General features: G+C 42.6%; 21 protein-coding genes and 1 pseudogene. 6 read left to right on the top strand and 16 right to left on the bottom strand.

Annotation, left to right across the window (positions count from 1 at the left end):
* Positions 1 to 57 precede the first annotated feature (57 nt).
* Together FGB90_RS13160 and FGB90_RS13155 are read right to left on the bottom strand one after the other, a co-directional pair.
* Positions 58 to 483 carry a hypothetical protein gene (locus FGB90_RS13160; RefSeq protein WP_138811310.1) on the bottom strand — a complete coding sequence of 142 codons (426 nt, stop codon included), beginning with the start codon at positions 481 to 483 and terminating at the stop codon, positions 58 to 60.
* 54 nt (positions 484 to 537) lie between these two features.
* A complete protein-coding gene (locus tag FGB90_RS13155; RefSeq protein ID WP_138811309.1) occupies positions 538 to 1095 on the bottom strand; it encodes a DUF6241 domain-containing protein in 558 nt (185 codons plus the stop codon).
* Positions 1096 to 1344: 249 nt separating this feature from the next.
* Between FGB90_RS13155 and FGB90_RS13150 the strand changes: the two genes are divergently transcribed.
* The gene (locus FGB90_RS13150) at positions 1345 to 1782 is read left to right on the top strand and encodes a hypothetical protein (protein ID WP_138811308.1); all 438 of its coding nucleotides are present in this window, start codon (positions 1345 to 1347) and stop codon (positions 1780 to 1782) included.
* A gap of 123 nt (positions 1783 to 1905) precedes the next feature.
* Here FGB90_RS13150 and FGB90_RS13145 read toward each other — a convergent pair whose 3' ends face one another.
* Both FGB90_RS13145 and FGB90_RS13140 read right to left on the bottom strand, forming a co-directional pair.
* Complete coding sequence (locus FGB90_RS13145) at positions 1906 to 3054, bottom strand: M14 family metallopeptidase (RefSeq protein WP_138811307.1); 1149 nt, start codon at positions 3052 to 3054, stop codon at positions 1906 to 1908.
* 392 nt (positions 3055 to 3446) lie between these two features.
* Positions 3447 to 3857, bottom strand: coding sequence for an ion channel (locus FGB90_RS13140; protein WP_138811306.1), 411 nt, complete (start codon positions 3855 to 3857; stop codon positions 3447 to 3449).
* 302 nt (positions 3858 to 4159) lie between these two features.
* On the opposite strand from FGB90_RS13140, the gene FGB90_RS13135 reads away from it, so the two are divergent.
* Positions 4160 to 4411 carry a hypothetical protein gene (locus tag FGB90_RS13135; protein ID WP_138811305.1) on the top strand — a complete coding sequence of 84 codons (252 nt, stop codon included), beginning with the start codon at positions 4160 to 4162 and terminating at the stop codon, positions 4409 to 4411.
* A 51-nt stretch (positions 4412 to 4462) separates the two neighbouring features.
* The gene (locus FGB90_RS13130) at positions 4463 to 5332 is read left to right on the top strand and encodes a DMT family transporter (RefSeq protein ID WP_138811667.1); all 870 of its coding nucleotides are present in this window, start codon (positions 4463 to 4465) and stop codon (positions 5330 to 5332) included.
* Between the two features lie 322 nt (positions 5333 to 5654).
* Here FGB90_RS13130 and FGB90_RS13125 read toward each other — a convergent pair whose 3' ends face one another.
* The 6 genes from FGB90_RS13125 to FGB90_RS13100 form a co-directional block, all read right to left on the bottom strand.
* Positions 5655 to 6068 (bottom strand): ion channel, encoded by a 414-nt coding sequence (locus tag FGB90_RS13125; protein ID WP_138811304.1) that lies wholly within the window; start codon positions 6066 to 6068, stop codon positions 5655 to 5657.
* Positions 6069 to 6254: 186 nt separating this feature from the next.
* A complete protein-coding gene (locus tag FGB90_RS13120) occupies positions 6255 to 6464 on the bottom strand; it encodes a DUF2817 domain-containing protein (RefSeq protein WP_138811303.1) in 210 nt (69 codons plus the stop codon).
* Positions 6465 to 6558: 94 nt separating this feature from the next.
* Positions 6559 to 8223, bottom strand: coding sequence for a ribonuclease J1 (rnjA, locus tag FGB90_RS13115; protein ID WP_138811302.1), 1665 nt, complete (start codon positions 8221 to 8223; stop codon positions 6559 to 6561).
* 300 nt (positions 8224 to 8523) lie between these two features.
* Positions 8524 to 9654: a M14 family metallopeptidase gene (locus FGB90_RS13110; RefSeq protein ID WP_171051819.1), complete on the bottom strand. Its 1131-nt coding sequence runs from the start codon at positions 9652 to 9654 to the stop codon at positions 8524 to 8526.
* A gap of 295 nt (positions 9655 to 9949) precedes the next feature.
* On the bottom strand, positions 9950 to 10783 hold the full coding sequence (locus FGB90_RS13105) for an NAD(P)-dependent oxidoreductase (protein WP_138811300.1): 834 nt from the start codon (positions 10781 to 10783) through the stop codon (positions 9950 to 9952).
* Between the two features lie 222 nt (positions 10784 to 11005).
* Positions 11006 to 11818 (bottom strand): STAS domain-containing protein, encoded by an 813-nt coding sequence (locus FGB90_RS13100; RefSeq protein WP_246056179.1) that lies wholly within the window; start codon positions 11816 to 11818, stop codon positions 11006 to 11008.
* A 594-nt stretch (positions 11819 to 12412) separates the two neighbouring features.
* Here FGB90_RS13100 and FGB90_RS19990 point away from each other — a divergent pair.
* Together FGB90_RS19990 and FGB90_RS13090 are read left to right on the top strand one after the other, a co-directional pair.
* Entirely contained in the window at positions 12413 to 12601 is a 189-nt protein-coding gene (locus FGB90_RS19990; RefSeq protein ID WP_246056178.1) for a hypothetical protein, read from the top strand.
* Between the two features lie 63 nt (positions 12602 to 12664).
* Positions 12665 to 14272, top strand: a complete 1608-nt coding sequence (locus tag FGB90_RS13090; protein ID WP_210237240.1) for a hypothetical protein — start codon at positions 12665 to 12667, stop codon at positions 14270 to 14272.
* A 466-nt stretch (positions 14273 to 14738) separates the two neighbouring features.
* Here FGB90_RS13090 and FGB90_RS13080 read toward each other — a convergent pair whose 3' ends face one another.
* From FGB90_RS13080 to FGB90_RS19975, 6 genes and pseudogenes are all read right to left on the bottom strand, one after another.
* Positions 14739 to 15794: an Ltp family lipoprotein gene (locus FGB90_RS13080; RefSeq protein ID WP_171051818.1), complete on the bottom strand. Its 1056-nt coding sequence runs from the start codon at positions 15792 to 15794 to the stop codon at positions 14739 to 14741.
* Between the two features lie 234 nt (positions 15795 to 16028).
* Entirely contained in the window at positions 16029 to 16733 is a 705-nt protein-coding gene (locus tag FGB90_RS13075; RefSeq protein WP_171051817.1) for a TraR/DksA C4-type zinc finger protein, read from the bottom strand.
* 525 nt (positions 16734 to 17258) lie between these two features.
* Positions 17259 to 17363: an Ltp family lipoprotein gene (locus FGB90_RS19985; protein ID WP_281280059.1), complete on the bottom strand. Its 105-nt coding sequence runs from the start codon at positions 17361 to 17363 to the stop codon at positions 17259 to 17261.
* Between the two features lie 6 nt (positions 17364 to 17369).
* Positions 17370 to 17531 (bottom strand): annotated as a pseudogene (locus FGB90_RS19980) (Ltp family lipoprotein); the annotation flags it as partial.
* Positions 17532 to 17541: 10 nt separating this feature from the next.
* Complete coding sequence (locus tag FGB90_RS13065; RefSeq protein WP_138811297.1) at positions 17542 to 17769, bottom strand: hypothetical protein; 228 nt, start codon at positions 17767 to 17769, stop codon at positions 17542 to 17544.
* A gap of 293 nt (positions 17770 to 18062) precedes the next feature.
* On the bottom strand, positions 18063 to 19097 hold the full coding sequence (locus FGB90_RS19975; protein ID WP_246056176.1) for an Ltp family lipoprotein: 1035 nt from the start codon (positions 19095 to 19097) through the stop codon (positions 18063 to 18065).
* Between the two features lie 868 nt (positions 19098 to 19965).
* Here FGB90_RS19975 and FGB90_RS13055 point away from each other — a divergent pair.
* On the top strand, positions 19966 to 22020 hold the full coding sequence (locus FGB90_RS13055; protein ID WP_138811296.1) for a hypothetical protein: 2055 nt from the start codon (positions 19966 to 19968) through the stop codon (positions 22018 to 22020).
* The last annotated feature ends 40 nt before the right edge of the window (positions 22021 to 22060 follow it).

Here is a 22060-nt window from a genome sequence, read left to right as displayed (position 1 = left end):
AAAAGCTCAGTTCCGATTGAACCGAGCCTCTGCTTTTGCCTGCCAGATGAAAAGAAATTACACGGTATAACGCTTATTCCAACTCTTTGGAAACTCAATTTTATTCGCATAACCAAATCGAATCAACTGGCCGTGGTGCTGGACCTCGTGTTCCAGTAAGTCAAAAAGTAAATCTGTATTAATTTTACCGCTGCTGTTATCCTGTAAAAATCCCTCTACGTTCGCATAAGTTTCTTTTAATTTGCCGGTTAATAAAGATTTATCATTACTATCAGTTAAACTGCACTCAAATCCATCCCACTGACCAGCTATTAAAGCCTTCAGGTAACTTTCTCTTGCTCCTAGCAGACAGTATGCCTGTTCTCCAATCGTATTTGAAGGTACTTCCGAGATCCTGGACCTTAAACAGCCTTCATTTATATGATTATAAAAATCGTCTGTTAAACTCATTGCCTGAAGGACTCTTTGTTTTAGTGTATCCATTATTATTCCCCCATCTTTGAGTGGAATCGTCTTACATTAATTCGTGCCCCTGCTTTAGTCTTCGTCTTCTTCCAGCGTACTTTCATAGAAATGCCTGAGGATGTAGGCTTTCTCCTCTTCCTCGGTAAACAGACGTTCTGCTTTTCCGACGGTTCCATCGTGAAGATTCCAGATAAAATTGTGATCTTCCACGGCTTTGGAGAAATCGCCTTCACTCCAGCGGTTCAAAATTCGGCGGTAATTTCCTACACGCTCATATTCATTTGCTTCAACGACTTCCAGCAAACGCTCAATTTTTTCATCAGTAATAAGGAGAGGCACGCCCCATTTATCCGAAGCGTAAATCTTTTGATGACTCATATTATGGATGATTTGCTGCAGGTCATACTCTGACATTTCAAGAGAGAACCGCTCCTCGACCTCCTCCTGGGAAGGAAAGTCGATCACTTCCTCGATAACGACCGGACCGCCGATTTCGTCTTCCACTTCCTGAATGATTCTCGTATCGTACGACCCCGGTCTCATATCCAGCCACGCATACGTCACGTACCCGATTACCACCAGAAGACTTGCCGTCACACTTGAAATCTTCAGCGTTTTCATGAGATTCATATTGTTTCCACCCGCTTCTTATGTAGTTCTGTAAGTCTACCTGACTTTACAGATATTGTATCACCCTTATATCTATAGACGGATGAAAATGGAAAAGGTGTCGAAAAAAGATTAATAGTACGAAAGAAAAATATTCCCGTTAGACAGGGTGAAGTTTGTCGTTGGATTTTACTGTAAAAAGAAGTGATTGGATATTTATGTTAATATAAAATTAAGTAAAGTAACGGGGAGATTTTTGGAGGTGTAAAAATGAAATGGAATAAAATGCACGTTATTTATATAGTCAGTGTTCTTCTACTGCTTGTTACTTTTAGTAATAGGAGGCCGTATAACATTGGAGAACCCGGCTTTTATGTACCGGTTATTATAGTGTTATTGGTTATAGGGATTGCCGGCGTATATGTATTCGGAAAAAACATGAGGCTGTATAAAAATATGTATTTCATAAGTTATCTTCTTACGGTAGGGGCTGCTCTTGTGCCCGTGTTGGGCGTGTATATTGAAGATAGTAGCCGTTCCTATGGTTTTCCAGCCGAATGGTTCTTTTATCACTCTTTGAGTGGCTCTGTTTCTTTTAACCTAATAGGTTTTGTATTTAATTTTTTCGTGTTTTATTTTTTCCTTCGGTTATTGAAGCAAACGCTATTAAGCTTCTCTAAGAACTCTGGAAAACAGATTACCGTTTAGGAAAAAGCATGGACTGATTTCTTTAATACACTAACAGGCAGCTTTATTTGAACAGGCTATAATTATTTTAAGGCACGAAGAACAAGTCTTCGTGCCTTCCCTTTATCCATCAATACCTATCTTTTACGAACGTGAACCGGCAGATTCGGAAGTAAGAATGCCCTCCTGACTCAGTACAGCTTCTATGGCCCGGGCACCTTCACGAAGGACTGATTCTCTCCATTCCTTTTCACCCGGATAGAACATGTTCATCAGCTCTTTCTGAATCCACTCACGGCTTTCCTCGTAATCGGTTCCCTCCCAGTACAGCTGGTTCTCCAGGATAATCGTGGTGAATTCCCGTAACTCCGCTTCGTAGGAAGTGCCGAATGTGCCGAATTCAAACAGGGCCGAGAACAGCTTTTTCGATGGCGCTTTATCGTTTCTCAGGGTGTAAAAGTAGTCGGTGGAATCTCCTTTCACATCTTCGTGGGAAAAGACTTTCACATTTTCCATTCCGTACGTGTCCTGGAGCTCCTGCTCTTCTTTTTCATGGCGGTCCGAAATGACCATCGTGACTTCATTTGTCGGCCCAAGCGCCGTATGCCAGTCCATATGGGCGATCCGCTCAAAAGTGTCCAGCAGGCGCTTCTGCCAGGATTTCATATACTCAGCAGACGGTTCTGCGCTGCGCCCGCCGTAATAAACGCCACGTTCAAATACAAACTGCCCCATCGATTTGGCTCCCCGTATGCCTGAGGTGCCTTTGTCCATCATCCCTTTTGTGATGGCCTCATACAGCTCTGTTTTCTCTTTCCCAATCTCCTCCACCGGAGCCACCGGCTGAAAGATATGACTTTCTTTTTCATAGTTTTCATTGATATGGCGCGGGATGGAGGAAGGCTCAAGGAAATAGTTCCGATTGAGATCCACATTGTTTTCGGTGACTCTGCGAAAATGCCTCATTCCCCACGGATTGATCCCGTGAACCAGACAGATCCCTGTATCGGAAGAGTCAACCTTAGGCATATACTTGTCCACAAAAAGGTGAATTGCCGCAGCCCCTGTGTATCCTTCGATCCCGTGTTCACCGCTGGTCATAAAAACCGCCTTTTCATTGGACGAGGCGGCTTCGGAATAAATCACATCAATCGTGTTGTCTTCTTCCCTGCCTACATTCTCCGTGAACAGCTCAGCGTCAGGCCACTTTTCCCGGACCTGACTGAGCAGATCTCTGAATCTCTCCCTGGATTCCGTATACGTCTCTTTAAAATATCTATTGATTTCGCTCATGTCAGCACCTTTCCTTTCGCTGGGGTTTACAGGCCAAAACAGCCAGGAATTCCTGTTAATTTACAAAGGTTTTTTTGCCGTTTCCCCGGGCTGTTAATCATACATGAGCACATTTGAGTCTTTCGGTTGGCTGCTTGAAGTTACTTCAGGATTTTTATACTGGACTGTTAGACCTCCTTTCAAAAGCACAGTACAAGTTTGCTGCTTTTATCAAAAAAAGATCATACTCGCACAGACCTTTGATTGGTGGACGGTTGATCCTTAAGGGGTACCAAGAGGATAAATTGGCCCAAATGAGAAAGCTTATTCCCCCTGTCTTCACCGGCAAAAAGCACACCTTCCCGTTCAGAAGGTGTGCTTTTTACCTGCAATTCAGCATAGGATCCCCTTACTCAATTATTTTCCCCATTACTTCCGCTGCTGAGAGCTTTCATAAAATAGGCAGCGGGCATGAGAAAACCAAGAGCTGCCTGTATAAGCGAAAACAGCCTGGCACTCCCTACAGGCACAAGGTCACCATATCCTACCGAGAGGACCGTGACTCCGCTGAAGTAGAGCAGGGTCAGAAAAGTATGCTCTGCCGGATCACCTGTGGGGTCATTGATTCTTAACACAACTTCATTGAAGGACAATACATAGTAAAGCACTGCGAAACCGAAAGTCAGTCCCAGCATCACAAAGAATAACTTATAGAGCATCGCAGGATCAAAGTAGCTCTTTTTATAAGATTTGCTCGTAAAAAAATAATAGAGGTTGGCTGCGATAAACAGAATTGCGAATCCCATTAAAATAACTGACAGCATATTTACAGACCCTGCCTCTCTCTGTTCTTTCTATTAACCCTCTTTCCTTTGGAGAGTAAGAGAAAACATGACTTTGCAAGCTTTTGGATTTGATTCTATATATTTCATTTTGCTGGCATATCATTTTTATTCATGCCGCTGTGTGTCCCTTCATCTAAAAAACGACAGTGAAATAAGACAATTAAGGTAGAACCACAAGGATTTACCACCGTTCTGCTCCCGCAGATCATTTGACCGCCACTCAGCTTTCGGGAATGGTGCTCATCCTGGTAACGACTACCGTACTAAGTAAAGCAGGCCGAATGAGAAAGTTTCTTTCCCCTGAGTACACCGGCAAAAAGCACACCTTCACGCTCAGAAGGTGTGCTTTCTACTTACAATTCAGCATAAGATTCACTCACACATTATTTTTACCGCTGCTTCTGCTGCTGGGTGCTGCAGACTCCTGCGCTGCCTATTTCATTTCAAAAATGTGGGGTAAAACCGTCCCGGAAGGGGAAAACACCAATGTCACCAAAAATCCTGACAAACGTAAGAGGTTTTCCACTCTGTAATCACGGAATGCCTCCCACTGCACACGATTACTTCTTTATGGGAGGGAAATGATGAAATATTCTGGTGTAGGCTTAGTTATTTTAGCCGCTGTATTCTGGGGCATCAGCGGTGGAATCGGAGATATATTAATGACAAACGGCTGGGATCCTATTGTGATCTCATTTTATCGGGGAGCCATTGGGCTTGTATGTTTTTTCGCGTGGTTCCTCTTTCGCTTTAGACAGAATCTGAATGTCTCTCCCCGTCTATACTTATGGTCTATATTGGCCGGTGTTGGCGTTGCGGGAAACTTCTCCCTTTATTTTCTCGGTATCCAGGCTGCCAGTGTAGCTGTGGCCGCCACTCTTATGTATACCGCCCCTGTGTTCGTCCTTTTAATTTCCTTTTTATTGCGGATGGAACGTTCGACCTGGTTTAAATGGGGATGCATCGCCGGTGTCCTTGTGGGGATTCTCCTGCTTACGGGTGCCTACAACACCGATTCGGTTTCAGTGAGTATGCTCGGGGTGGCAGCAGGGCTCGGGGCCGGCCTTTCCTACGCCCTGTTTATATTCGGATTTAAAAATGCCTCTTCAATTGGAAGACCCCAGCCTACACTGGTCATCGCCTTTTTCACGTTTTCTGTGATTCTTTTTCTTGTTATGGATAAGAATGAAGCAGCTGAGGTGGTGATGTCAAACGACATCGGATGGCTGCTTTTACTGGGAATTCTGGGGGCCGGTATTTCATTTATCCTTTATGTAATTGGTATGCGGCGGACTGCCCCCACAACCGCTTCGATGGTCGCCATGGTGGAACCGGTGACAGCTTCATTGTTTGCGGTTCTGCTCCTCGGAGATCACTTGAACCTCATTCAGCTTCTTGGAATGATCCTCATCCTGGTCACTGTCACCGTACTCAGTGTGAAGCAGTCAGAATAAGAAGTTTTTCCCCGGCTTTCACGGGCAAAAAGCACACCTTCCCCAATCGGAAGGTGTGCTTTAATTTGAAATAAATGTTTGATCCTTCCAAAAATAAGGGAAAAGTCATAACATTCAAGGAGAGTTTTTAAATTATGAGGAGTAAAACAAAATTCTATATCACGATTGGTGTATTAGGTATTATTGGAGGCTTCATAGGCGCTGAGATTACAAGAGAACTGACAGGCGCAAGTATTTCCGAACGCCTTTTGGAATTCTTTTTTGGGTAGGTTACTGTTGTGCTCTCTCAAAATGAATTGAGAAACTCTAGGTAAAGATCCCCTCATTCATTACTTTCCTCTTTGCTTTCGCCGCTGAGTGCTTTCATAAAGTAGGCAGCAGGCAGGAGCAGACCGAGGCCGGCCTGTAGCAGGGAAAAAAGCCTGGCACTTCCCACAGGGACAAGATCACCGTACCCCACGGCAAGGATCGTGACTCCGCTGAAGTAAAGCAAATCCGAAAAGGTAGGCTCTACAACCTCACCCTTGGGATCATTGATTCTCAGAATCACTTCATTGAAGGACAAAAAATAATAAAGCAGCGTGAACCCGAAAGTCACTCCAAGCATCACCAGGAATAGTTTGTAGAACATTGCAGGATCAAAGTAGCTTTTGTTATAAGACTTACTGGTGAAAAAGTAATAGAGATTGGCTGCGATAAAAAGGATCGTGAGCCCGATTAGAATGGCTGAAATCATTTGTGCAAATCACGCCTCTCAGTTCTGTCTGTTTGCTTTCTTTCCTGCGCACAGTGAGAAGTACTATTATCCCCCCCTGCACCTTCCTACATGCAGAAAAAGAAATAAAAAAGGCTTCCCAAAAGTTCAGTGAACTACCGGGAAACCTTCGTTGTATCATTTTTTACTTCTTGGTCTTTAACCAGATTACACCTGGATGTTTTCACTTCGCAGCACCGCTTCAAGGCCTTCTCTTCCTTTATCGATCACCTGTTTTCTCCACTCTTCCCTGGAAGGGTAAAACAGCCGGGCAAAATCCCTGTTCACCTCTTCCCTCACTTCTTTTTTACGTGCGCCCTGAAAATAAAGACGGTTTTCATTGATCATCGTCCGGGTGCAGAAAATGAGATCATCCACTGACTCTCCAATCAAAGTATTAAGGCTGTTGAGTTACTTTCTCAACAGCCTGTTTCTTCAGCTCGGACATCCTCCTGACACTCCGAATCCGGCGTTACACCTCCATAATGATTGGCAGAATCATCGGTCTCCGCTTTGTTTTTTCATATAAAAACGGTCCAAGAAGATCTGTGATTTCATTTTTAATTTCCGACCATTGACTCGTTTTACTGTTCATCAGCCCATTGAGGTGGTCAGACAGTAACTTCTGGGCTTTATTGATCAGCTCTCCTGATTCCCTCATGTACACAAATCCCCGTGAGATAAGATCCGGTCCGGATGTGACCTTAAACTCCTTGAGGTTTAAAGTTACGACCACCACGACAAGCCCTTCCTCGGAAAGAATTCTTCTGTCTCGTATAACGATGTTTCCAATATCACCGATCCCTTTTCCATCAATATTAACTGAACCGGCTGGTACCTTACCTGTAATCACGGCTTCTTTCTCTTCAATGGCCAGCACATCACCATTATCCATGACAAAACAGTTCTCTTCTTCAACCCCGCAGTCCACGGCCAGTTTCACGTGCTGCTTAAGCATCCGGTATTCCCCATGGATTGGCAGAAAGTACTTTGGCTTCATTAAGCTCAGCATTAACTTCTGTTCCTCCTGTCCTCCATGGCCCGAGGTATGAATATCATTTAACGGCCCGTGAATCACCTCTGCTCCCGCACGGTACAGCTGATCAATGGTTTTACTTACACTCAGGGCGTTGCCGGGAATTGGGGATGAGGAAAAAACAACCGTATCCCCAGGGTTAACCTGTATTTGACGGTGAGTTCCGTAGGCAATCCGCGAAAGAGCTGCCATCGGTTCTCCCTGACTGCCTGTACAGAGAATAGCTACTCTGTCACTGGAAATCCTGGATAATTCACGGGAGTCAATAAAGGTCTCTTTCGGGACATTGATATACCCTAAATCCAAAGCAAGATCAACGGCTTTTTCCATACTCCGCCCAAAAACCGCCACTTTTCTGCCGTATTTAACGGCAGACTCGACGGCCTGCTGCAGCCGGTATATATTTGAGGCAAAAGTGGCGAAGATAATTCTACCTTCAACTGCCTGGAAAATCTGATCGATACTCTGGCCAACTTTACGTTCGGACATCGTAAACCCGGGCACTTCACTGTTCGTACTGTCAGAAAGGAGACATAGAACACCCTCTTCTCCAAGTGCGGCCATTCTCGTAAGATTTGCAGGTTCTCCAACCGGGGTAAAGTCAAATTTGAAATCCCCTGTATGCACAATATTTCCCTGCGGTGTTTTAACCACAACACCATAGGAATCCGGTATGCTGTGGGTGGTCCTGAAGAACGAAACGGAAGTTTTATTGAATTTCACGATATCGTCTTCGCCAATTTCCCTCAGATCAGCTGTTCTAAGCAGTCCATGTTCCTCCAGCTGGCTGCGGAGCAATCCCAGAGCAAGCTTTCCGCCATAAACAGGGATATTGATCTCACGCAGCAGATACGCCACGCCCCCAATATGATCCAAGTGCCCGTGAGTAATAAACAGCCCTTTAATCTTATCCGCGTTCTTAACTAAGTAAGTATAATCCGGAATGACCAGATCAACGCCCAGCAGTTCGTCCCCGGGGAACTTGACTCCAGCGTCGACAATGATAATCTCATCCTGAAATTGGATTCCGTACATGTTTTTACCGATCTCGCCCATGCCTCCCAGGGCAAAAATGGCGGCTTGGTGATTTTTCACCTTCATATTATCTGACTCCTAATAAGTTTTTTTACAATATTAAACAGCAACGTTTTTTCAGCGGTCCAACAACCAGTTCACGGAAATATTACTATCTATTATTCTCTCATAACTGTTTATTTATAACACACTCTTTTTCAGGTTGCTTATTGTGGAACCTGTTGCACGATCTCTTTACGGTGGATTTTGAGAAATAAATCCCCCCCTGTAAACCCCTCCTGTATGCAGCAAATGAAAAAAAGGCTTCCCAAAAGTTCAGTGAACTAACGGGAAACCTTCGTTGTATCATTTTTCAATTCTTGGCCTTTAACCAGATTCCACCTGGATGTTTTCACTTCGCAGCACCGCTTCAAGGCCTTCTCTTCCTTTATCGATCACCTGTTTTCTCCACTCTTCCCTGGAAGGGTAAAACAGCCGCGCAAAATCCATGTTCACCTCTTCCCTCACTTCTTTTTTACGTGCGCCCTGAAAATAAAGACGGTTTTCGTTGATCATCGTCCGGGTGCAGAAAATGAGATCATTCACTGACTCTCCGATCGTCCCGAATTCGAATAAACATACCACCGTTTTTTTACCGGGAAAGTCTTCCTGGACCCTTTCCTGCATATAAAGATTTGAATCACCGTAGATGTCTTCACTGGCTGATTTCATCACATGTGAATACGAAAGGTCTTCCTGCAGCCGGTCTTCGCTCCGGCTCTCGGCTTCTGTAAATATCAACGTCAGTTCGTCTTTTGGACCGCCGCCGGAGTGGATATCCATGTGCAGGGGATGATCGTATTCCCTCACCCAGTTTAAATACCTGCTCTTCAACTCCTGAGCCGGTTCGTCCCAGTCTTTCCCCCCATAAAAGACACCGGTCCTATACTCATGCTGACCGGAGGGGGTGTCCTTGAAGTCTGCCAGCTCTTCCGTTGTGAACGCCTCGTTTAAACGTGAATGTAATTCCTCTTTACAGGACCTTACGTTTTCAAGCGGTTCAGCGGGGACAAACAGTTCCTTCTCCCGGGCATATGTCTGATCTACGCTTCCCGTCACCTCTCCCCAGTTCTTAATATAATTGCGGTTTAAATCTATGTTACTCTCTGTCACTCTCCTGAAATTCCTCATCCCCCACGGGTTCACGGCATGCACAAGGCGTATCCCCGTGGTTTTATGGTTGATTTCAGGCAGATATTCCTCAATAAAGAGCTGCAGAACAGCGCTCCCTGTAAACCCTTCAACACCGTGTTCTCCTGTAGTGATAATAATTAAATCCTTTGTTTCCTCTATTGCATCCGCCGCAATAATATCGGTCGTATTGTCATCTTCCCTGCTTCCAATATAGTATGTCTCAAGCCCTGCATCCGGCCAGTACCTCTTCACTTCGCTCAGCTTCTCCCGGAACCCGGCGCGTGACTCTTCATAAGTGTTACTGAAATAGTAGTTTCCCGGCATGACAAAAAACCCCCTTCTCTCGTACTTGTAAGGGAGCTTTTTCACTTTGAGGGTTACTTTAAACATTCATTCAGAAGAAGACCTGACCCGGAAAAAGCCTCACCGATGTATGAAGAACTCGATGAGGAGCACAAGGTAATTTATAATGCGGTGATTGCTTTTGCTTCGTTAAGCTCTTGTGAAAAGAAACTAAGCAAAATCGTCCTTAAGCTGAAGACTTTAATTCGAGATCATTATAAATTTGTTCTCTCCCTAACGAACTCGTTGTACAACAATTGATTACTTTAAACAATTATCAGGCTTTGGGTTTTTCTTTTCCCATAGAGTCAAATAACTGTGTAGATGATAAGGCATTGAAAGGTAATGTGACATTGTGTTTAAGTCCTTCGTTGTAAGATGCTTTTAAGTCTGTAATTAGAACGCCTAATTCGGTATCTGCAGTCCAGTCAGAAATATAGTTCCAATTTCGGACTACCCAGCTGTCACCTGTACTTACTTGAAGTAAGTTTAATATCTCTTCCTCAGGCAAGTCATATTTATCCGCTAATTTAAGCCCTTCAGCTACTGCATTTATGTTAATACCCAGAATCATATTGTTAATTAATTTTGCCGCCTCGCTGTTACCTGGTTTATTACCGTAGTAGAACGTATGGGACCCTATCGCATCAAAGTATCCCTTTAAATGATCCACGATTGCCTCAGAACCTGATGTCATTATTGATAATGTACCAGCTTGAGCACCTGAAACCCCACCACTTACCGAAGCAGAAATTATTTTTAATTCACTTTCTTCATCGACTTTCTTACCTAATTCATTCATTGTATCAGGGTCGAGAGTACTCATAACAATAATTGTTTTATCTTTTGGCTGGGCAGATAATAGACCACCTTCTCCAAAAATGATGTCAACATTTTGTTCATAGTCACGAACCATTGAAATGATCGCTTCGTCAGCTTGTTCTGCTACCTCTTTTAAAGTTTCTGCCATTTTTATTCCAGCATCGTTTGCCTTTTCATACACCCCTTTGAAAGCGTCATAGGCTATCACTTCAAAACCGGCTTTCTTTAAATTAACTGCCATTGGAAAGCCCATGGCTCCCAGTCCTACAAATCCGATTTTTAAACTCATTAGAATTCCTCCTAATTTTAAAAAAGTTATAATCTACCGCATCATTAACTTTATAACATCAACTCAGTGTTTCCTGTATTTTTACATTTAATCTATAATATTATTCTAATCATTATTTTGGGCTTAACTCAATTCTGTGGCATCAAAAAAAGAGCTGTAGTTTTAAACAGCTCCTGCAGAAGGACTTCTTTATTTAAAAATCAGATTGTAAGATTGCGGGGACTAATCAATGTTTTCTAAAGCGTGTTTCACGTCTGCATAAGTTTTTATGGCAGCTAAATCAATCGTACTGTCAATAACGTTCAAAACTGTATCACTCCGCAGACCGGCACTTACAACATTAATACCCATTAAACGAAGCGCCCCTCCTATTCGATGAAGAGCCTCTGCACTATAGGAATCGATTGTCAAAGCTCCGGAAAAATCAGCTATTACATGCTTTATTTTCATGCTGGAAACCTTAGGGATTACATTTTCCATTATATGTTCAGCGCATTTTTCATCAATCCTTCCAATTAGAGGGATAATTACTATATCCTCTTTGACTGGAACAATAGGCGCTGAAAGTTTCAGTATTTCTTTTAATTTGTCTGCCTTATATCTTTCCATAAGACATTCATAGGTTATACAAGTTTCCGTCAGGCTCACATCTAAAAAAGAATTTATTTTTTTCAAAATTTTTGTGTGTTCTCTTAAGGATAAATCAAGCTCTAAACTAATTCCTGTTATTAAGTCGCTAAAAACCTCTCTTGTAGGGGGATACCGGAGAACAATCTCGGATATTCGACCTTCAGCAGTAACCTGCATCTCAGCATTTTTCTTACTCCACTCAATAAGACTGGACGGCACCTCACTTAATTCTTCATCAATCGATTCCGCCAAAAAGCCTAAAAGCTCAACATACATTGTAACTGCCTGGTCTTCCTCCCATTTCGGTATATCCAGTTTCATTCTTTGTATTACGGCGTCTACAATTTCTTTAGCCAGAGCTTCTCTGTTTGATCTTATATACTTAGTGAAAACTAATAAACTCACTTTAACTCACGCCTTTTCTATTATGATAGCAGCATTCATATAAAGTTCACTTTAGGGAACCATTCATTTTCTCTTTATAAAGGAATCTGTCGTTTAATTATTCTTACAGAAAAGCCTCTGAGTTTAAAGTTCGGGAACTCCGATTAATAATACCAATTCCACTCAGTAAAATAGATGAAATAAGAAAGAAACCATACCATTTTTCATATTTTGATTATTACTTAAAATGAAATAAAGTTCATGTAATTACCATCTTACAGCAACAGGTGTTGTTAGTACATGGTAAGTATTAAAGGAAAACAACCAGGGAGTACAATATATGTATTCGCCAAATACCGGGTAGTGACAGGCACCTATTTCGTTACTTTAAACACTCATTCACCGTCCTGCCGTAAAAACATAAAAGAGGCATAGTACAAATATGTGAAGGAATAAAATAAACCTGAATACTACAAAACAAATGAGGTGGGATTAACATTGCATTACCATGTCCCCGGCACACCGCAGTCACAGGTTCTGTATCAGGCAGATCCTTATCTGGTTCAGCAGTTGATACCACTTCGTGAACATCTGCAAAACATATGCAGTCGATTTATGAATCAGAGAGTCAGAGTCCAGACGATTGATGGATTGGTTTACGAAGGAACAATCGTTAACTGTGATAGAGGACTGTTATACCTTCGTGCAGATCACCCTGAATGGTATGGCCGCAGTTACGATGATTTTATAATCTATCTTGTTCTTTATGAACTGCTCGTTATTACTTTACTGCTGCTTTATTGAGATAGATACCCGGTTTAATTAGCTGCTGTTAAGAGCGGCATGCCTATGAAGGGAATGAGCCGAATGTCTAACGTCTATAACCCCTTCTTTCACCCTTACAGCTTTAACCCGCCACTCTATCACTCACCTGATATGTATAATACTTACAGAACATACCCGTATTTTTCTCACTGGGGGCGCACACCTGCCTATAACCACGCCTTCAATGAAGAAGACGGTATAACGAATTTCATTTCGACATTGGAAGAAAGAGGCTTTATTGTTCAGGAAGGAACGTTGCGATATATTGATATCCTGCAGCTGGCCAGTGAAGGTAAAGTCAGCACGGCTTTCGGGAATATTGTAGGAGCACCCTATGCGGCCTACCTCCTTCCCCCGGCACCAAATCAGGAACCGTCTCCCGGGCAGAGACCACCAAAAGGTTACAATCCTGAAGATCCGCAAAATTATCCAGCGAACCTTGATTATATAGAACCGGGCGTTAACTATAAGCTCCGTCCTGACGAGGCCATTGTATTAATCGGACAGACGCCGCCTCCGACAGTTTACTTCAGTTTCAGAAGTTACCTCTCGTTTGTTGAAAATAAACCTGCCAAGGACTACAGTGACACAGTTACAACAGGGGATCAGCATACTGGGTTTTATCATTTTATCGGTGCCAGTTTGGGGGATCAGATAAGTAACAACTTTATCTGGACTGATCGTACACCTTACGGAAGCCCCGGCAATCCCAACGACAGTTCCACCATTGTCATAACCACTGCAGATCAGGCCATCGATCAGCAGATGCGTCATGCACTTGCTGAATCAGGCTTTAACACGGGTATCATGAACAGTGATATTATCCCTGGAGGTCTGGTCAGAACAGGGCTGGAAAGTGGCAAAGATCACTTTATGTTTGTCATGAGAGCTGCACTCTTTGAAAACCCTGATACGGGCTGGGATTATATTAATCATCTTGAAAGGTATTTTACCGTGTTACGCATTACCCCTGAAAAACCCTATCCTGCTGTAAACCCCTGGCCCATACCGGCGCTCAGAATAAGGGAGACAGGTACGACTGAATTCCAGGTTGTTCCCAATGCCAGGGATACCGTGGATTATCTGAGAAATCAAATTATCCGTAAGTACGGAGATCCGGACTATGACATTGTGGATCTGGAGTTAAATCTCGCCATCCCTGATGCCTACGAGGGAATATTACAGGATGTTAATGTCTGGATCGATAACAGAGACACGATCTACGTTAAATCGGAAACCTTTCAATTAGCCACCGATGATGATTTTGTGATCATATACGGTGTCAACAACACCCAAACGGGATTTGCCACGTATATCAACCTCAGTTTCTACGGAGATGAACTCTGGAACGGCGTTGCAGGAACCGCGTTTACAAATGAACTGCAGTATCCCGCCGATGAATATTTTCCTGAATGGTATAAAAACGACAAGTACTATTATGTAGCAAAATTGTCCAGAAACACCACAGAAGGCAACGAAATCATCATACCTTACAGTACCGGCAACCCTCAGGGATCAGCCTATGGGATTGACAACAATCAAGATGCTTTCGTAGTCATAAGAAATTATGTCAATCAAAAAACCAAAGTCGCTTCAGCTCCCTTTGACATTATCTGGGGTCATGCAATCCTGTTTACAAAAAAGCAATAGGGATAATTTTTGTCATATGAAAATGTACCCGTCGGATAATGACAGGTGTCTGGCTAAGACTCCCCCTGCGCTTACGCTATTAGCATAGGGGGTTATTTTCATTGTGAGACATATGAACCTGGTGAAGGCGATCGTGAGCCGCCACTTAGTGTACGCTTTTCATAACCAAATTCACTTACAGCCCTGCCGAAGCTTCTTACTTAAAATCACCTGCGGTAGTTAGGAGTCGTTATGCTCAACAAATCGATACCCTCTCTTCTGATAATAGGCGATCAGATGATCCGCTGATTCTGCTGTGTCCAGCGCCAGCTCACGTACACCGAGGCATCTGTTCAGGAGAAGATAGTTTCTTAAGAGGAGAAGGAATCCTTTTAAAAAGAAGTTGGCAGTTCATGTCACGGTATAATAAGAACCATTCTCCATTACTTAAGGGAGCAGCAAATAGCTGCTCCCTTCTTTATATCTACTATAAACCCACCTGATCAACAGCGTAGGTTGCGTGCTCTTTGCTGAACCCTTCATAAATCAACTGATCAATTAAACCCTGTCTTGAAAAAGAAGTGTAATCAAGATAGTCCTGAGCTTTATTAACTGCTTGTTCCCGCCAGTCAACCGTGATACTTTCCACTCCGTATGTGGCATCTGCTTTGCTAAAGCCCTCATACTCTAATTGATCGATCAATCCTGATTTAGAAAATGCCATGTAGTCCAGATAGTCTTGCGCTTTAATAACTGCCTGTTCCCGCCAGTCAACCGCGATACTTTCCACACCGTATGTGGCATCTGCTTTGCTAAAGCCCTCATACTCTAATTGATCAATCAATCCTGATTTAGAAAATGCCATGTACCTCAAATAGTCTTGAGCCTTATCAGCCGCCTGCTCCTGAGAGACAGTGACGCTGGCTTTTTCAGCTTCTTTAGCTATACGTTCCTCCTCTTCTTTAGCTTTACGCTCTTCTTCCTCTTTAGCCTTTCGTTCCTCTTCCTCTTTAGCCTTTCGTTCCTCTTCCTCTTTAGCCTTTCGTTCCTCTTCCTCTTTAGCCTTACGTTCTTCTTCCTCTTTAGCTTTACGTTCTTCCTCCTCTTTAGCCTTTCGTTCCTCCTCTTCTTTAGCTTTACGTTCCTCTTCCTCTTTAGCTTTACGGTCTTCTTCCTCTTTAGCCTTTCGTTCCTCTTCTTCTATCTTGGCTTTCTCTTCCTCTTCTTTCTTCGCCTGCTCCTTAGCTTCTTGCTCTTCCAGCTCTTTCTGTGCCTGTTCCTCGGCTTTTTTATCTTCTTCCTGTTTAGCCTTCTCTTCAGCTTCATGATCTTCTGCTTCCGCGGAAGCTGCAGCTGCATCCTCTTGAGCAGCAGGCTCTTCACATGCTCCCATCAGTGCTATAACCAGAAGTGCAAACAGGCAGCCACCTGATTTCAAAAAGTTCCTGAGTCTGATTCTTTTCCCTTTCACAAAAGCCAAGACAAAAAAGACTCCCACACCCGCTAAAGCCACTAACGTTAAAGTGATTAAGAATGTTTCCACTGATGAATCTCCCCCATATTCAGTTTTTATTCTCATACTTATATATTCTGCCTAAAGCCGCCCTTTTCCCACTTATTTGATTTTATTTATACCTTTTTAACCAGTCATGCAGTGATATTCCTGCATCAACCCTTTGTTCTTCTCACTTCCATCAAAAAAAGAACACCATGGAGGTGTTCAAAAATGAATACTCATTATTTTTCAGACCCGATAAGTCCAGGACGAAAACTGAACCTAGCGTTTTTTCGGGTCGTCTTCGAGGTCTGAACTGCTTCCGGACCCGCCTTCATGCTCTTTCCTGCTGGAAGTTCTGCCTGTATCGTTACCTTCAATATCAGAAACCGGAACATCGTCCACTTCTTCCGTAACCCCGGAATCGTTTTCTGAATCTCCCTTGGGGTTATTGTACTGCCGTTCTGAATTTACAAAGTCTGAAGGTGATTGGGATGAACCGTGATCACTCACCGACTCCCAGGCATCCTCCCGGTCAAACGCAACCCTCTCCTTGCTTTTCGAATCATCCTCCAGGGAAGCTCTTTGTATCTCTTCTTCCACTGGGCGATCTCTATCGCGGCTTGCCTCTTCGGCATGCTCTACACATTTTACCGATTCAGGAACTATTTCCAGACGTTCAAACGGAATTGGGTCTCCGCAAACTTCACACTTTCCGTATTCACCTTCTTCTATCGCCTCTAATGCATTCTTCACTTCATTCAGCTGATGACGTGCATGATTATTTATAGCTGCATCTTTTTCTCTTTCAAACAGCTCAGTTGCCTGGTCACCAGGATGGTTATCATAATTTGAAATTTCGCCTGTATCTTCCGGCCTCTTGTCACTGTCTGTTTCCGTTTCTTCACCAGCAAGCCGTTGTTTGTGGTCTTCCTTCATTTCAAGTAATTTTTCTTCTAATATATTTATCTGCTCCTGTGTAATCAATGGTATTCCTCCATTCCATATAGCTTTCATAACTTATAAAATAAGGGGTTAGTCTGCTAATACACAGAATTTAGCCTAACTAAACATTTATAAAACAGTTCGTTACCGATGCCCTCTCCCAGGGTTAAAGATTGCGTTAAACCAGGTGTCTACTGTACCGCATCCCCCATCATCAGCAGTCACCTGATTTTTGTCTGACCTGTCCGGTTTGGTGAAATCGTCAGCTGCTCGCCTTCCACCTCCGGAGCAGCCACGTTTTCTTTAATGGACACAGCTGTATAATTCGCCACCATCGGGATGCCGAAAACACCACTGACAGATCAATGAAAATGTTTTATCCGAATCTGTTTCTTCATCCCGTAATAAGTAAAAGCACACCTTCCTATTCCCCTTGGAAGATGCGCTTTTATTCTTTGATGAACGATCCGTCGATTAACCTGTTTTATCCGTTCAGACACATAGGCGTCCCGATTCGGAATGATCTATTTTACACCCGGGAAAAGTTTCAACCGTCCCTGCACTTCGCTACAAGCCAACTTGATTGACAGCGTATGTTGCGTGGTCTTTACTGAATCCTTCATATATTAACTGGTCAATTAAACTCTGCCTTGAAAAAGAGCTGTAATTCAGATAATCCTAAGCCATCTGAACGGCTTGCTCTTTCCAATCAACCGAGATGCTTTCCACACCATATGCTGCATCTTTTTTGCTAAAGCCTTCATACTCTAACTGCTCGATAAATCCTGATTTAGAAAAAGACGTGTAACGCAGATAATCCTCAGCCATCTGAATGGCTTGTTCCTGCCAATTAACCTTCTTCCTGTTTAACCTTTTCTTCGTCCTCTATTTCTTCTCCGGAAGCTTCAGCTGTAACATCTTCTGTATCAGGAGCTTCTTCCCCTATCGATGAACCCATCAGTGCGATGACGATAATTGCCGCCAGGCAGCCACCCGACATTGCAAAGTATCTCAGTCTGTTATCCTTTCCTTTTACAAAGGCCAGGACAAAAAAGACGACCATACCTCCTAAAGCCACCACCGTTAACCCCGCCAAATAAAACGTTACCACTGATTGATAAGTGGTTCGGTCACCTTTCCGGACACTAATTACTTAAAAAGACGACACCACAAACTTGCTGGTGTCGTCCTTATTGCCTATATTATACTCTTCCACTTCAATAGCCCAATCACCGTCAGCTTCAACGTTGAACATATAAATACCCTAGTTTTGAACTGTTGTGTGCCACTTCCCTCATAGGAGCCGATTTCATTAACCAGCAGACCCGAGTTGTTCAGCATCACGATAAAGTTACTTCCTCGTGTGTGTTTTTATAGTCCGATTTCGTCTACTGCGTGTGTTGCCTGACTGTTTGTAAAGCCTTCAAATTCCAGTTGGTCAATTAAGCCGCTTCTGGAGAAGTTCGAGTAATCAAGATACTGTTCGCCACTTTTTACGGCCTGTTCGTACCAATCCGGGTCGATATATTCAACGGCGAATGTCGCTTCCTCGTTGCTGAATCCTTCAAACTCTAGCTGGTCGATCAAACCCTCTTTTGAGAAGGCGGTATAAGCCAGATAGTCTTCTGCGCTTCCAATCGCGTTTTCCTGTGAAAGTGTCAGTTCTTCCTCCGGTTCCCCTTCTCTTTGGAACGTTTCTTCATACGTGTAAAGCATACCGTATTCATCTTCTGACAGATCACCGGAAACTTCCGATCCCTGCCAGTCACCAAACGCTTCCTCTACCAAGTCCTCGTCGTTTGTAGCACCGGACAGGCCAACCCATACCAGGATTTCTCCACCCGGATATTCAGAGACATCCACCTCAACAGAAGCCCGACCGTCTTCGATTAGCAGATCACCGTCCTCCCAGTAATCAAAGTCTTCCACGTGCTCAACTTCGTAACCAAATTCAATTCCGTCAGGAACGTCCGTCTCAATCGTAATCGACACGGAGTCATCCCCAAACTCAATAGAAGGATCAACCGCGTATTCTTTCGACTCCGTAGCTTCCTCTTCCTCGGTAGCTTCCTCTTCCTCGGTAGCCTCTTCTTCCGGAGCTTCTTCTTCCTCAGCTTCAGCGGCAGATGCTTCTTCCGCTTCTGGCTCATCCTCGGCTACCTCATCGCCGCCTGATGCTACTGCGGCGACGACAAACCCGATCAGTGCGATAAAGGACAACGCTCCAGTAGTAGCAATTCTCCCTGCCTTTGCAAAGTGCTCATGCTTCCATAATAGATAAAGACCGAACCCTGCAATAACTACCCCAGCAAAAGGCGTTACACTAAAAGCGAACAGTGGAGCGATAAGTAGTACCAATACAAATGGCGCCCAGGCTTTCTGTGACATTTCTTTTAGTTTCCCCACGAAATTATTCCCCCATAATTTTATATATTATTATAGATTCCCCTAGTATTATACAGACAAAGGGCAGTGAATGTAACCTTAGATTCAATGTTATATACTCTCAGTAAGTTGAACTCCCCGCTTCTTCTCAACAACGCGCTTCATGACTTTACAACGGATCTTCTCCGGATTTGCAATTCCCTCCATTTCGATGTATGGATGAGAAGAATCCGTAGAGATGACCGTAACGTTTCTTGTTGAAATCACTAAATAAACCCTCTTACATGCAGCAAAAGAAAAAGAGCTTCCCAAAAGTTAAAGGAACTCAGGGGAAACCTTAGTTGTATCATTTTTCACCTATGGGGAATGTTTTCACTTCGCAGCACCTCTACCATACCTTCTCTTATTTACTGAGCACCAGTTTCCGCCACTCTTCCCTGAAAGGATAAAACAGTCGGGTAAAATCACCTCTTTACTGTCTTCTATTTTACGTGCTGTTTTTGCAGTGCGGAAGGTGTTGCTTTTATTGATTCAACGATACCGGTTTGGACAAGTTTAAGTAGCCGGCAATTGCTGCATTGAATCCGATGCCCACTTCTTCGCCTTGAGTGTTCAACGATAATAATGTCTTGAAAACCGGTGTCATGAGTGACCTGGCCTACGGGCTCTACGAAAGTACGAAGAACAGATAACGATGTTAATACATACCTGCTAAGTCATTGGTATAGATATTAGTCACTAAATTCTTAGTGTGATGAGCCGAGAGTACAGTATAGATATTCGACAGCTATCGTGTAGTTACACACCAATATGCCTGAGTCCATGCTCTTACAGATCCTCCTAGTATGATAAAATATTACAAATACTTCAATTTCAAGGTGGGATATTAATGGAAACAGGTCAAATATTAACACAAGAAAACCTACCCAAACCTAGAGATTGGGAAGCAAAAGTCTTCGCTGTCCCCAACATCCCTCGCGGTAAAGAAGGTTTTCCCAAATCCTTAAAGATCATACTTGAGCAATTAATTAAGAATACTCCTTATAATACTACTGTTAAAATTCCTGGAAGCGAAAGTTTTAACACCTTAGAAGGTTTATGTATAAAACTTAGACCCTCCGGTATTGTTACTAAGAATTCAGCTGGCTGGAACCTTTCTCCAGAAGCAAAATTATGGCTTGAAACAGAAGATCCATATTATTTAACAGCACTACTCACTGCCAAAATTCGTTTTTTTGCAGAAATGTTGGCCGTTTTACTGGATGACCCCAAAAAAGCAAGTGAGCTACAATCCATTGCTAATAAAGAATACCTTTTAAATTGGAAGACTAATACAGAAATTCGTGCTCGTATCGGATGGTTAACGGATTTGGGAATGATAAGTCATCAAGATTATACACAAAAGTATTCTATAACAGAAGCCGGAAAAAGGTTGTTAGAAAAGGTCCAATATACAAAACCGTCAAGTTTCACTTTAGATACAGATCCTACCTCATCCGAAACAAGTATTCCCTTGTCTAACTGGGCGTTGAAATTGACCAGTTTAAATCAAGATGAATTAACAGAAAGAAAAACAAGTTTTGGGTACTTCCCAGGCAGTAATACCTCAGTTAAGGCAACTGTAGATGATTACTTGTTAATGATGAACACTCCAGTTGAGCTCACCCACATACTAAAATACTCGCTGGAGTCTTATGGTATAGCTGAGACATCAACAAAATCCTTTTTGTACAATCTTGATTTTTTGGATTTAATTGATAGAAAATCAAAAACTGTATATCAAACTAACAATCTTGGCAAAAAATTAACCGAAAGTAGCTATGAATTAGATTTTGCTTGTATTATAAACAAGAAATATACTTTTGTATTTGAAATCCTACCTCATTTAAAAGAGTCAAGCTTATCCACAAAACAACTTGCTGTGATCGCTAAAGTATCGTACGGCTTTCGTAATGAAAATAAGTCTGATATCAACAAAAGACTTTCTATACTGAGAAACGCTGAATTAATTCAAGATATGCCTTCAAATAACTTCTCATTAACCCATAGGGGACAACTCCTATTAGATCAAATTAAAGATGAAGAGTATATGAGAGTAGGTAAACACCTAAAAAATAGTAATGAGGAGACCAAGCAAAATTCTCAGGAAACCACCAATGTAATTGATAAAGTTTTAAATGATCTTAGGTTAACTTCAAGTGATTCCTCTAACCCCGATGGATTTGAAAAAACATTATGTGATTGTTTTAAAATACTAGGATTCAATGCCAAATGGTTAGGTGGCTCTGGTAAAACTGATGTACTTCTTCAAGCTCCCACAACTCCTAGGTTTGCTTACTCAGTTGCTCTAGACGCCAAAACTACCTATAGTGGCGGAATTACCGAAAGTCAAATTAACTTTGACACATTGAAAGATCATAAAAAAATTCACGGTGCAAACTATTCCGCTGTAGTAGCTCGAGAATTTCAAGGAGAACGTTTAATAAATAGAGCTAAGCAGCATGAAGTGGCGTTAATTAATATAGATACATTAGAGAGACTTATTAGATGGCATGATGAGGTGCCTTTAAAATCTGACTCTTATAAAAAAGTATTCATGCAGAAAGGTTTAGTTAGTTTAAATGTGATTGAAAAAGATAGAAATGCGGTTATAAGAGAAGGCTCCCTCCTTCAAGCAGTGTTAAAGTGCCTCTCAGAAGAAAGCAATGATCCTATAACAGAAGGAATTATCCAGCCTCGGGAGATTTATCATCTCTTAAAAAATCAAAACCAATTTGACACACCTCCAACATTAGAAGAAATAAATACGATGTTAAAGTTCCTATCATCGCCATTAGTAGGTTGTGTTAGTTCAACAAAGGAAGGATATTTTGCACTCGGTTCTCTTGATGATGCTGCTCAAAAGTTTGATTTTTATTTAAAAGCCTGCTCTCAGGTAAAGTAAATGGAATAATTAAATTGCATTAAAAATCAAACCCCCCTCA

Origin of the sequence: Alteribacter natronophilus (genome assembly GCF_006007885.1) — a bacterium.
GTDB classification, from domain to species: domain Bacteria; phylum Bacillota; class Bacilli; order Bacillales; family Salisediminibacteriaceae; genus Alteribacter; species Alteribacter natronophilus.
This window is presented reverse-complemented; position numbering and strand designations above follow the sequence as displayed.

Bases quoted from the DNA above. Each gene is read 5' to 3' on its own strand.
- rnjA (WP_138811302.1), bottom strand. From the start codon at position 8,223: ATGAAGGTGAAAAATCACCAAGCCGCCATTTTTGCCCTGGGAGGCATG.
- FGB90_RS13140 (WP_138811306.1), bottom strand. From the start codon at position 3,857: ATGCTGTCAGTTATTTTAATGGGATTCGCAATTCTGTTTATCGCAGCC.
- FGB90_RS13155 (WP_138811309.1), bottom strand. From the start codon at position 1,095: ATGAATCTCATGAAAACGCTGAAGATTTCAAGTGTGACGGCAAGTCTT.
- FGB90_RS19990 (WP_246056178.1), top strand. From the start codon at position 12,413: ATGAATCAGAGAGTCAGAGTCCAGACGATTGATGGATTGGTTTACGAA.
- FGB90_RS13150 (WP_138811308.1), top strand. From the start codon at position 1,345: ATGAAATGGAATAAAATGCACGTTATTTATATAGTCAGTGTTCTTCTA.
- FGB90_RS13090 (WP_210237240.1), top strand. From the start codon at position 12,665: ATGTCTAACGTCTATAACCCCTTCTTTCACCCTTACAGCTTTAACCCG.
- FGB90_RS13110 (WP_171051819.1), bottom strand. From the start codon at position 9,654: ATGCCGGGAAACTACTATTTCAGTAACACTTATGAAGAGTCACGCGCC.
- FGB90_RS13135 (WP_138811305.1), top strand. From the start codon at position 4,160: ATGAGAAAGTTTCTTTCCCCTGAGTACACCGGCAAAAAGCACACCTTC.
- FGB90_RS13105 (WP_138811300.1), bottom strand. From the start codon at position 10,783: ATGAGTTTAAAAATCGGATTTGTAGGACTGGGAGCCATGGGCTTTCCA.
- FGB90_RS13130 (WP_138811667.1), top strand. From the start codon at position 4,463: ATGAAATATTCTGGTGTAGGCTTAGTTATTTTAGCCGCTGTATTCTGG.
- FGB90_RS13160 (WP_138811310.1), bottom strand. From the start codon at position 483: ATGGATACACTAAAACAAAGAGTCCTTCAGGCAATGAGTTTAACAGAC.
- FGB90_RS13055 (WP_138811296.1), top strand. From the start codon at position 19,966: ATGGAAACAGGTCAAATATTAACACAAGAAAACCTACCCAAACCTAGA.
- FGB90_RS13125 (WP_138811304.1), bottom strand. From the start codon at position 6,068: ATGATTTCAGCCATTCTAATCGGGCTCACGATCCTTTTTATCGCAGCC.
- FGB90_RS13145 (WP_138811307.1), bottom strand. From the start codon at position 3,054: ATGAGCGAAATCAATAGATATTTTAAAGAGACGTATACGGAATCCAGG.